This is a genomic window from Gemmiger formicilis (assembly GCF_016901605.1).
Classification (GTDB): domain Bacteria; phylum Bacillota; class Clostridia; order Oscillospirales; family Ruminococcaceae; genus Gemmiger; species Gemmiger formicilis_B.
Genome location: NZ_JACJKP010000097.1, coordinates 1 through 11,288, shown reverse-complemented (window position 1 = coordinate 11,288; position 11,288 = coordinate 1). Strand labels below are relative to the sequence as shown.

11 protein-coding genes are annotated in these 11,288 nt (G+C 52.8%); 3 read left to right on the top strand and 8 right to left on the bottom strand.

Translation table 11 applies throughout. The features are described from left to right. The 3 genes from H6B10_RS08810 to H6B10_RS08800 form a co-directional block, all read right to left on the bottom strand. The coding region (locus H6B10_RS08810) for a glucose-1-phosphate adenylyltransferase (protein WP_204651258.1) at positions 1-1,020 on the bottom strand (1,020 nt) is incomplete at its 3' end. 93 nt (positions 1,021-1,113) lie between these two features. Beyond that, a complete protein-coding gene (gene glgB, locus H6B10_RS08805; protein WP_204651257.1) occupies positions 1,114-3,159 on the bottom strand; it encodes a 1,4-alpha-glucan branching protein GlgB in 2,046 nt (681 codons plus the stop codon). A 234-nt stretch (positions 3,160-3,393) separates the two neighbouring features. Beyond that, complete coding sequence (locus H6B10_RS08800; protein WP_204651256.1) at positions 3,394-4,401, bottom strand: SGNH/GDSL hydrolase family protein; 1,008 nt, start codon at positions 4,399-4,401, stop codon at positions 3,394-3,396. Between the two features lie 188 nt (positions 4,402-4,589). Between H6B10_RS08800 and H6B10_RS08795 the strand changes: the two genes are divergently transcribed. After that, a complete protein-coding gene (locus H6B10_RS08795; protein ID WP_204651255.1) occupies positions 4,590-5,429 on the top strand; it encodes a DegV family protein in 840 nt (279 codons plus the stop codon). Between the two features lie 109 nt (positions 5,430-5,538). Here H6B10_RS08795 and H6B10_RS08790 read toward each other — a convergent pair whose 3' ends face one another. Next, positions 5,539-6,495, bottom strand: a complete 957-nt coding sequence (locus tag H6B10_RS08790; RefSeq protein ID WP_204651254.1) for an exonuclease domain-containing protein — start codon at positions 6,493-6,495, stop codon at positions 5,539-5,541. A gap of 3 nt (positions 6,496-6,498) precedes the next feature. After that, positions 6,499-7,317 carry a Cof-type HAD-IIB family hydrolase gene (locus H6B10_RS08785; protein WP_204651253.1) on the bottom strand — a complete coding sequence of 273 codons (819 nt, stop codon included), beginning with the start codon at positions 7,315-7,317 and terminating at the stop codon, positions 6,499-6,501. Between the two features lie 277 nt (positions 7,318-7,594). Between H6B10_RS08785 and H6B10_RS08780 the strand changes: the two genes are divergently transcribed. Then, positions 7,595-8,152 carry a manganese efflux pump MntP gene (locus tag H6B10_RS08780; RefSeq protein ID WP_204651252.1) on the top strand — a complete coding sequence of 186 codons (558 nt, stop codon included), beginning with the start codon at positions 7,595-7,597 and terminating at the stop codon, positions 8,150-8,152. 129 nt (positions 8,153-8,281) lie between these two features. On the opposite strand, the gene H6B10_RS08775 is transcribed toward H6B10_RS08780, so the two are convergent. Beyond that, positions 8,282-8,539 carry an oxidoreductase membrane subunit gene (locus H6B10_RS08775; RefSeq protein WP_204651251.1) on the bottom strand — a complete coding sequence of 86 codons (258 nt, stop codon included), beginning with the start codon at positions 8,537-8,539 and terminating at the stop codon, positions 8,282-8,284. A gap of 165 nt (positions 8,540-8,704) precedes the next feature. On the opposite strand from H6B10_RS08775, the gene H6B10_RS08770 reads away from it, so the two are divergent. After that, positions 8,705-9,370 carry a helix-turn-helix domain-containing protein gene (locus tag H6B10_RS08770; protein WP_243427328.1) on the top strand — a complete coding sequence of 222 codons (666 nt, stop codon included), beginning with the start codon at positions 8,705-8,707 and terminating at the stop codon, positions 9,368-9,370. A gap of 65 nt (positions 9,371-9,435) precedes the next feature. On the opposite strand, the gene H6B10_RS08765 is transcribed toward H6B10_RS08770, so the two are convergent. Both H6B10_RS08765 and H6B10_RS08760 read right to left on the bottom strand, forming a co-directional pair. After that, complete coding sequence (locus tag H6B10_RS08765) at positions 9,436-10,308, bottom strand: aldo/keto reductase (protein WP_204651250.1); 873 nt, start codon at positions 10,306-10,308, stop codon at positions 9,436-9,438. Positions 10,309-10,318: 10 nt separating this feature from the next. Beyond that, a complete protein-coding gene (locus H6B10_RS08760) occupies positions 10,319-10,756 on the bottom strand; it encodes a cupin domain-containing protein (protein ID WP_204651249.1) in 438 nt (145 codons plus the stop codon). Between the last annotated feature and the right edge of the window lie 532 nt (positions 10,757-11,288).

Here is an 11,288-nt window from a genome sequence, read left to right as displayed (position 1 = left end):
GGCGCCGGCCTTAATGATCGTGCCGCCCATCACGACGGCAGCTTCTACCGTAGCACCCTTTTCGACGGTAACGCCGGGGAACAGGATGGAGTTGTTGACGGTACCATTGACTTTGCAGCCTTCGGAGATCATCGAGTTCACGATGGTCGCGTCATTGCCGATGCGCTGGCAAGGCTGGCCGGAGTTGCGGGAGTAGATCTTCCAGTTTTCATCAAACAGGTTGATGCCGGAGTGGCTGGGGTCCAGAACTTCCATGTTGGCCTGCCACAGGCTGGAGATGGTTCCTACGTCCTTCCAGTAGCCACTGAAGTGATAGGCGTACATACGGCGGCCATCTTTCAGCAGGTTGGGAATGACGTTCTTGCCAAAGTCGTTCTCGGAGTTGGGATCAGCTTCGTCTTCGGTGAGGTATCTCTTCAGGATATCCCAGTTGAAGATGTAGATGCCCATGGAAGCCAGGTTGGACTTCGGGTTCTTCGGCTTCTCCTGGAATTCGTTGATGCGGTCATCCTCATCGGTAACCATCAGGCCGAAACGGGAAGCTTCGCTCCAGGGCACTTCCATAACAGCCACAGAGAACTCGGCATCCTTCTCCTTGTGGAAGCGCAGGAAGTCAGAGTAATCCTGCTTGCAGATCTGGTCACCGGACAGAATGATCACGTACTTGGGATCATAGCGGTCAATGAACGAAAGGTTCTGATAGATGGCATTGGCCGTGCCTTTGTACCAGTCCGAACCGCTTGCCTGCTGATACGGCGGCAGCACATGGACACCGCCATGCAGACGGTCAAGGTCCCAGGGCTGGCCATTGCCGATGTACTCGTTCAGAACGAGTGGCTGGTACTGCGTCAGGATGCCGACGGTATCAATATCGGAGTTGACGCAGTTGGAAAGCGGGAAGTCGATGATACGATACTTTCCGCCGAACGGAACTGCAGGCTTGGCGAGCTTTTGGGTCAGCGCATACAGGCGCGAGCCTTGGCCGCCGGCCAGGATCATTGCGATCATTTCTTTTGCCATAAGATTTCTCCCCTTAAATTTCTGGCTGTTACGCCATTACTTAACAAGATGTATGGGTATACGATCTATCCATCACGCAGGGACAAGGCGGGCTTACGCCTGCGATTTGGCTTTGGTAGTGCGCGCGCGTTTTGCGGGCGCTTTGCTTTCGGCCGCCGCTTTTTTGGCAGCAGTCTTTTTGGTGGCGGGCTTTTCTTCCGTTGCCTTTGCGTCTTCCTTCTTGGTACGGGGTTTGCGTGCAGCAGGCACCTGGAAGTACATGGTAGACAGCGGCGGCAGCGTCAGCGAAATATGCTGTTCGAAGCCGTGCATCTCACCCTTCTTGCTGCGCACCGTACCATTGGTCACGCCCGAACCGCCGTACTTGGGATCATCGGAGTTGAGGATCTCTTTGTAGCTGCCGGGATTGGGCACGCCCATCTGGTAATCCTGCCGAAGCACCGGGTTGAAGTTGCAAACAATCATCAGCATCTTGCCGGCGGCATCACGACGCAGGAAAGCGATAACGCTCTGCTGGTTATCATCCGGCACGATCCACTGGAACCCTTCCCAGCTGTAATCCACCTGCCACAGGGCGGGGGTATCGCGGTACAGATGGTTCAGGTCCTTCACATAGGCCTGCAGCTGCTGATGCTTTTCATAGCCCAACAACATCCAGTCAAGCTGTTTCTTTTCATCCCATTCGATGAACTGACCGAATTCCTGGCCCATAAAGAGCAGCTTTTTGCCGGGATGCGCCATCATATAGCCATAGAAGGTGCGCAGGTTGGAGAATTTCTCCTCATAGTCACCGGGCATCTTATTGATCAGGCTGCACTTGCCGTGTACCACTTCATCGTGGCTGATGGGCAGGACAAAGTTCTCGCTGAATGCGTAGAAGAAGCTGAAGGTCACCTTGCCATGGTTGCCCGCACGGAACAGCGGATCGGTCTTCATGTAGCTGAGCATGTCGTTCATCCAGCCCATGTTCCACTTGAAGTTGAAGCCCAGACCACCATCTGCCGCAGGTTTGGTCACCAGCGGCCATGCGGTGGATTCCTCGGCGATCATCATCTTGTGGGGGTACCGGGTCAGGATGGCGGTGTTCAGCTTTTGCAGGAAAGCAATAGCCTCCAGATTTTCCTTACCGCCCTTGCAGTTCTGCTCCCACTCGCCGTCACGGCGGTTGTAGTCCAGGTACAGCATGCTGGCGACGGCATCCACACGCAGGCCATCCACATGGTATTTTTCGATCCAGAACATTGCGCTGGATACCAGGAAGCTGGCCACTTCGTTCATACCATAGTTAAAGACCATGGTGCCCCACTCTTTGTGCTCGCCGCGGCGAGGATTGGGGTCTTCATAGCAGGGCGCACCGTCGAACATATACAGGCCGTACGCATCCTTGGGGAAGTGCGCGGGGACCCAGTCCAGAATAACGCCGATGCCCGCCTGGTGGAGTTTATCCACAAAGGTCATGAAATCTTTCGGGGTGCCGTAGCGGCTGGTGGGGGCAAAATAGCCCGTAACCTGATATCCCCAACTGCCATCAAAAGGATATTCCGTAATGGGCAGCAATTCCACATGGGTGTAACCCATCTCTTTTATGTAGGGGATCAGCTCATCTGCCAATTCGGCATAATTGTAAGGAACTCCGTTTTCGGGGTCCTTCATTTTCCAGCTGCCGGCCTGCAGTTCATAAATGGACATCGGGCTGTTAATGACATCCCGCTTTTCTTCCTCTTTATTCCAGGCTTCATCACCCCAGGCATAGCCTTCAATGTCGTACACCTTGCTGCCGTTGGAGGGGCGGGTCTCGGTGTGGAATGCGTAGGGGTCTGCCTTATAGATCAATTCATCAGCAGCCGTGGTGATGCAATATTTGTAAACATCATATTCCTTGATGCCCGGGATGAACAGTTCCCAGATCCCTTCGGCCACTTTCTGCATCGGGTGATCACCCGGCGCCCAGTTGTTGAAATCACCAACCACAGCGACCGCGTTGGCATGCGGCGCCCAGACACGGAACACCGCGCCGGCCTGACCGTCCTGCTCACACAGATGCGCGCCGAAGTAACGGTACGCTTCCTGGTTGTTGCCCTGACGGAACAGATAAATGGGCAAGTCAGAACTCTTAGGTGTCTGTTTGCCTTGCTTCAACGTAATCTCCCCTTTTGGGCTGCACTGACGCACAACCCGTGTATTTTGCTATTTCTATATTACCCGTTTCGCAGGTGAATTTCAAGGTTTTTCTGTAATAATCCTCTAAAATTTTGTGGCTTGCCTTTTCCGATTTGTGCAAATTCGACACAAAGTGCGTTGTGTTGTTGTATTCTTATACAAAAGAGCCCCACACAAGGTACTTTTTACACCTTGTGTGGGGTTGTTTAATAATTATGCTCCGTAAATATAGTACGGATTCTGGCCGCTGTACTGGCTGCGGCGGTTCCATACCGTGTGGGTAGCCAGATATTCGGCCCATACACGGTAGCCGGCAGCATTGAAATGCACGCCGTCCGTCACCTGATAATCATCGATCTGGCTGCCATCTGCCGGGTTGGTCAGCACTTCACGGATATTCACAAAATAACAGCCCTTGCGCAGCGCCAGGTTGGCCAACAAATCATTGACGGTCGCAATGCGGGCGTTATCCAGGCCGGGTTTGCTCTGAACCACCGTTTCCTGCACACCGGGGATCGCCTGAATATAGAAAATCACGCCGGGGTTCAGTTGTTCCCGCAGCATATCGATCAGCCGCTCATAATAAGCCAGGAAGCTTTCTTCCCCGCCCTGGGTCACCAGATTGTTGGTGCCTACCAGAATATAGACATAGTCCGGCTGCGTGGCAACAATGGCTTCCATCGGCGTTTCCTGCACGCCGGTAACAGCGTTCTTCATGGTCACATTGTTCACAAAACTGTTGACGCCCGCACTGGTGTAAGTGGCGTACTTGGCATTGGGCAGACCGGTCTGATAAATTCCCAGGCCGGAGGCAATGCTGTCCCCCACAAACGTGACCGTATTGAAGTAATCATTGGTGACAGTCCCCAGCATCGGCACACCGATCATACGGTGGTCCGTATTGAGATACTCGGTATCAATGGTCTGTGTCACCGGCGTAGAGGTATCCCACACCGCTGTGTCCACGGCCTGCACAATCCTCTCAGGCGCTTTTCCTGTAGCAGGCGTCGGTTCCGGAGTAACAGCTACTTCCGGTGTGGCTGTGGCAGCGGTCGGGGTTGCCTCCACCTGCGGTGCAGGCTGCGGCTCCGCATCCTGCTGCTGCCAGTACCAGCCCACCGCTGCACAGATCAGCGCCAGGATGACCAACAAAACCAACACCACCCGACGCTTGCGGCGCCGGCGGGAAAACTCATTACGATAGGTATAAAAATCCGCCATGGAAAGCTCCTGCTTCTACATTTCGTTTGCGATGGTCCCATTATACCGCTTTTGCCGTACCGGGGCAAGGGGCCGACCAATCTTTTACATAAAACCCGCACTGCATCTGCATAAATCTTTCACTTGACGCTTCCGTTCCCGCCACCTATAATGAAAGTATAATATTCATGTAAAGGAGGCACTGCTTTATGGCGTGGATGATCGTATCCGATAGTTCCTGCGAAATTCGAGAGCTGGAACGCCCCGCCGCCGGTGTACAGTTTGCCTTGGTTCCTTTTAAGATTCGCATCGGTGAGCGCGAATATGTTGACCTGCCGACGCTGAATGTACCGCAGATGCTGCAAGCCATGACCGAATACAATGGTGCCAGCACCAGCGCTTGCCCCAGTCCCGAAGAATGGGCAGAATATTTCTTGCAGGCCGATCAGGTCATTGCCCTGACCATCAGCAGCAATCTTTCCGGAAGTTACAATGCCGCCCTTTCCGCCCGGGAAATGGTGCTGGAGGAACACCCGGAAAAACAAATTTTCATTCTGGATACCCTGAGCTGCGCCGGTGCGTTGGGCGATGCCGCCGAACTGGCCAACAAGCTCATCGGCGAAGGGCTGGACTTTGACGATGTCTGCTTTGCCCTGAAAAAATTTGCCGAAACCACCCACATCCTGTTCTCTCTGGCCAGCTTTGACAATCTGGCCAAAAACGGTCGTGTAAACAAGGTGGTTGGTTTTATCGCCGGGCGCTTGAATATGCGTGTTCTGGGCCGCCGCACCAGCGAGGGACGAATCGATTTCTTCTTCAAGACCCGCGGCGAAACCCGTGTTCTTGCCAAAATTCTGGAGCAGATGGATGACGACAAATTTGATGGCGTGCATCCGGTCTTTATCAGCGAATGCAACAACAAAAACGCTGCCAAGTTACTGGAGCACGGTATCCGTGCCAAATGGCCGAACGCCAAGATTCGGATTTTCCCCTGTTCCGGCCTGTGCAGTTTTTACGCCCAGGATCAGGGCCTGATCATTACCTACTGATCTAACAGCACTGCCAGCACTGCTTTTCAAGACGGCCTTCTTCGGCCGTCTTTTTTTATTTGTACTGCCAGCAGTAAAAAAACACCCCGGATTTCTCCGGGGTGTTTGCTTATTCCTGTTCGCGCTCTTTCTTGCGCTTCATCCGTTCTACAAATGCTGCGCGTTGTTTGTTCCAACGGGCATCTGCTTCCGGGGTTGCCGGGTCGGTGCAGCGGGCAAAGCTCCAATGCAGCCCGTCGCGGCGGCTGAGCTTGAAACGCACATACCAGTGTCCGCAATAGGGGCAGGTACTGCGGGTATAATAACCTGTATTGCCACGCTTGAGCCACACCTCATCATGGGTCAGCAGTGCGCCGCATTCCGGGCAGTGCACCGTGTTCAATTCCGGCGCATTGCGATAATCATCGTGCTCCAGGCGGTCCATGAAAACCTGCACGTCTTTTGCCGCGGTATCGTCCCCCAGCAAAGCCTCCCGCAACAGTTCTTCGTCGGTAGGATAGGTTGCCAGCCCTTCGGCCAAGGGCAGCTTACGACAGATCCGGGCTGTGTACAGGGCATCATCCAGCGCATTGTGGAAAGGTTCCTCTTTGGGAATCCCCAAGCGGTCCACCACGCTCTCCAGCGTCATGCCCTCCCCTTCCTTGCGCGGGTAGCTCTTCAGAAAGATTCGCTGCAGGTCATACCACCGTTCCGGCCAGCGTTCATCCAACCCGACCAGGAAAAGGTTCTGTTTCAGTACCGGAACATCGTCCAGGCCCCACTCCGCCAGTTCTGCATCGGGACCCGCCCAGTCCAGGAACTTCTGCAAACCTTCTTTCATGGGCATACCGGCATCCAGATCTCCCTGCGACAGGCCGGTGACCTTGGCAATATGATGCTGCAATTTCCGGAAAATACGCGGACGAAGATTGACTTCAAAGGTGTCCAGTACATCTCCGTAAGCGTTGATACGCGCCGCGCCGATCTGGATAATTTCCCCGCGCAGCGTCAGTTCCGTTCCATGATACAGAAAGGTCTTGGGCTGGTATCCAATATTCCATTCCAGGTCAAAAACGATCAGATTCACGAATCAGTTCTCCTCATTTAAAATATACTGCTCCACTACCAGGCCGACACCGTCGTGGTCATTGTCGGCCGTGAGTACATCGGCGGCAGCTTTCACGGGGGCCTGGGCATTGCCCATAGCCACACCCAGCCCCGCATAGCGGATCATGGGCAGGTCATTCCAGCCATCGCCGCAGGCCATCAGTGCATCCGCCGTCAGACCCTTGCTGCGCAGCAACAACTCCAAAGATGCGGCCTTCTCCACATGCAGGGGCATTGTTTCAATGAAAAACGGCTGGGAACGGTAGATTGAAAGCTTACCGGCGAACTCCTGCTGCATCAATTCTTCTACGTGAGGCATATCCGCCGGGTCACCCGTGAGCAAAAGTTTATGAATCGGATAACGCACTTCCTCCGGCAGATTTTCCACCTGACGCACAGGGATCTTATTGATCCGCGCCTCCTCCTGCACATAGGGGCTGGCTGCATTTTCCGTCACAATGCCGTTGGCATCATAGGTCAGCGGCACTACATTCCAATACCGGCTGAAGGTGCAGACCGGCTCGATCAGATCCGGCGGGAACGCATGCTGAACCAGCGTCTGCCCTGTCCGGCAATCGATGATCTTGCCGCCGTTGTAACTCAGAATGCAGCCGCCGAATTTTTCCAGCTCCAGTTCGCGCGCCAGGGGCTGAATGCCCACCGTAGGCCGCCCACTGGCCAGCACGATACAGACACCCCGCCGGGCTGCTTCCTGCAAAGCCGCCTTGGTCCGCGGCGTGATGATTTTTTCGCTGTTGGTCAGCGTTCCATCCAGATCCAGTGCCAGAACTTTGTACTTCATATTCCCTGCCCCCGGTTTTATTTACGCCTATTGTACTCTAAATATACAGATTGTGCAAGCTGCAATCCCTTTTATCTTGACAATCCGTCATGGGCATGATAAGATACTGGCAATGTGTAAGGGAGTAGCCGGTGCCGCGGTGGAGCAGCCGCAGCACAGTTCTGCCAACATAATGAGCTGCAAGGCTCTGGCTTAACTTGAAATGGCGAGACTTACCTGTTCTGTTTTACGGGACAGGTAGGTCTTTTTTTCTTGCCAAAAAACGGAGGAATGCTATATGACGTTGTTTGACCTGATTCTGATTGCCATCAGCCTTTCCATGGATGCCTTCGCGGTGTCTATCTGCAAAGGGCTGTCCGTACGGAAAGTAAGTTTCCGCCACGCGCTGATCTGCGGTGTATGGTTCGGCGGATTTCAGGGGTTGATGCCTGCCCTGGGTTATTTTCTCGGGGACCGCTTCTCCACACTGCTGACCCGTTTCGGTCCCTGGGTCGCCTTTTTTTTGTTGGCCATCATCGGTGCCAATATGGTCAAGGAAAGTTTCGGCGAAGATGAATCTCTGGATGACGATTACTCTCCCAAAGCCATGCTGCCGCTGGCTGTTGCCACCAGTATCGACGCTTTTGCCGTGGGCGTAGGCTTTGCCGCCGTACAGGTTCAGATTTTGCCCGCTGTCACGCTCATCGGCTGCATTACCTGTGTATTGTCCGGTATCGGCGTCAAGGTGGGTGCCATCTTCGGCGACAAATACCGCGCTCCGGCTGAGCGGTTGGGCGGAATCGTACTGATTCTCATCGGGCTGAAAACACTGCTCAGCGGTCTGGGCATTCTGTAACAGACAAAAAAGGACGGAGCATCTGCTCCGTCCTTTTTTTAATAAGCATGACCGTTCCGGGGGTGAAGGCAACCGGTCTTTGCCCTCTACTGCTTTTTCACGGTTTACCCGTCTTCTCTTGATTGGCTTCTACACCACAAAACGGGTTAGCAATCCCACAGTAATGCAGAGGATGCCTGCAATCCTTACCCCAAGCACCGCGTTCTTCTCCCGATTGGTGTTCTGCCACCGAACCGGACAGACCGGGTGTACAAGGCAGACTGCCCCATATAAGATCCAGGCAAGGTTTACCAAAACACCCACATGAAACCAAAAAGCCAGCGCATTGGCAATAGCTATCAGCACAACACCCGCCCCTATAAGTCGGTCAAATGTCAGCTTTTTCATAGTTTTGCCCCCCTTGCTTCTGTGTCGTTCTTCTTTCCCTGCATTGTACTACACATTCCAGACTGCGGCAAGAGACTCCCAGCAAAAACTGCCGGTGCCAGATTGAATTCAACGGTATATCGCATGTAAATGAATCATCGGTTTACTTTACGGCGGGTCCGTGCTATGCTTTTAACACAACGAAGGAGGCTTTTTTCTATGGATGCAAAGGCATTCGGTACATTTCTGGCAGAGACCCGCCGGGCCAAAGGTCTGACACAAAGTGCTTTGGCCGAACAACTCCATGTAACAGACAAAGCCATCAGCCGTTGGGAACGTGGACTGGGTTTTCCCGATATCAATACGTTGGAACCATTGGCCGATGCATTGGGACTTACCCTGGCCCAATTGATGCATGCGGATCGTGGGGATGGCAGCGACGCCGGACAATCTCTGGAAGATTTCTTTTCTTTGCTTGCTCCCAGCCATATACAGTGGAAGTCTGTTTTCAATGCCATGTTTTGGCTGACCGTTGGTCTGGCTATCTTGATTCTGCTTACTTGCCCTATGATGGTTGTTGCACAATGGCATCCGGAAAGCAGCGGCGTTCTGGAACCCAGACTGATTTTACCAAAACCGGTAGTCTGTCTCATCTGCATCGGAGTTAGTGGCCTGGTCACACAAATCTGCAAAGCAGCCGAACATGGTTTCTTTCTGCATTCCTTTTTTATCTGGGGCAGAGCCTTCCACCCTCGTTTTTTCCCATGGGTGGAGCTTATGTTTCACCTGGTCTATATCTGGTTTGCCCTGTGTCCTCTTTTTGCGGAAATGATGATTCTCTTGTGCAACTAATTTCCCGGTTACAACAAAAGCGGCAGGAAAATCCTGCCGCTTTTGCTGTAGATGCAAGGTTTCTCTCAGCTCAAAGGCTTACCACTGAACACTGGGAACATATCAAATTCGCCGTAGCTTTTGATCTTCTCCATAGCTTCCAGGGTTCGCATATCTTCCGTAGAAATTTGAAAATCCACCGCACTATTGTCCTGCATATGGGCAGGGTTTGCCGTCTTGGGCAACGCTACCGTTCCCAACTGAAGTACATAGCGGATGCACAGCTGCGCCGGGGTCACGTTGTACTTTTTCGCCATTTTCGTAATGGCGGGGTTCTTCAGCGCTTCACCATGGGCAATGGGTGAATAGGCCTCTACCAGGATGCCATGTGCATGGCAATAATCCAGCAACGCTTTATCCGTATTGGTAATATGCAGCAAGATCTGGTTCACCATCGGCTTGATGCGGCAGTCATCCAGCAGATTCTCCAGATCGTCCTGCAGGAAGTTGGAAACACCGATAGCCCGCAATTTTCCCGCTGCGTAGGCATCCTCCAGCGCCCGCCAGACTTCCTTGTTTTCTGCAAAATAGCGGTTTTCTACACGGAACTCCGTCCAGGGCTGCGGGCTGTGAATAATCATAAGATCCAGATATTCCAACCCCATTTTTGTCAGGGTCTCGTCGATGGATCGGGCCGCCTCCTCATAGGTTTTGGCTTCTGCAGCTACCTTGCTGGTCACAAACAATTCCTCTCGCGGCAGACCGCAGGTGCGTACACCTTCGCCTACACCACGTTCGTTTCCGTAAGCCTGCGCGGTGTCAATCAGATGGTATCCCACCTTAACAGCATCCCGGACGGCCTTGGCTGCTTTGTCATCATCAATAAACCAGGTACCCAACCCGAGTTTGGGAATCTGTACACCATTTTCCAAATGATATGTTTCCTGTAAGATCGTCATTTTCTCCTGTTCATCCCTGAAGTTTTGCGTATTCATCATCATTCACCGGCTCACACCATTCGTTACGGCAGTTCTCGCCCGGCACTTCGATGGCAATGTGACTGAACCAGCTGTCCGCCTTGGCACCATGCCAATGCTTGACCTCCGGCGGAATCGTAATAACAGTACCGGGTACCAAACTTACAGCCGGTTTCCCTTCCTCCTGGTACCAGCCCTCCCCTGCTGTGCAGATGAGGATTTGCCCGCCGCCTTGGGCCGCGTGATGGATATGCCAGTTGTTACGGCACCCCGGCTCAAAGGTCACGTTGGCCAGAAATAGTCCACACTTCGGATCTGTCAAGGGGTTCAGAAACGACTGCCCCACAAAATACTGCGTATAGGCGTTGTTGGACGGTCCAGTCCCAAATACATTCTGTTGTTCAAACTGCGTCTGATCTTTGATTCTCACGGCAAATACCTCCCTACATAAATACCAGGTCTGAAGCAGCTACACGCGACAGTTTTTTCGGATCATGGCGTTCTGCGTGTAGCATGGTTGTTACCACACCACTATCATACAAGTTAAACCTCACTTTAAGTCAAGAGATTTTGCAAAAGTTTTTTACCTTACATTTTGAGGAAGTCTGTCTTGTTATTGAAACGCTGCACAGGTATACTATATTTATCCCCATGGAAAGGTAGGGTTGCTGCATGAAAAAGTGTTGCCTTCAAGCTATCGTTACACTAACTGGTGCCCTTTTTCTCTTCCTTTTCCTTTGTGCTATGGTCCCGTCCCCATTGGACCTGACCAAACTTGATACAGGCAAAATCAAAAACGCCACCTGCATTCAGTGAGTAGGTGGCGTTCTCTTTTAATCCAACATGCAAACAATCAAAACCACCCGTTGAACGGGTGGTTTGAACAGGCCCTATAAGGGCCTATCTCCTGTGGTCGCTCCCTAAAGGGAGCCCTGAAAAGTCTGGCAACCACACTTTTACCA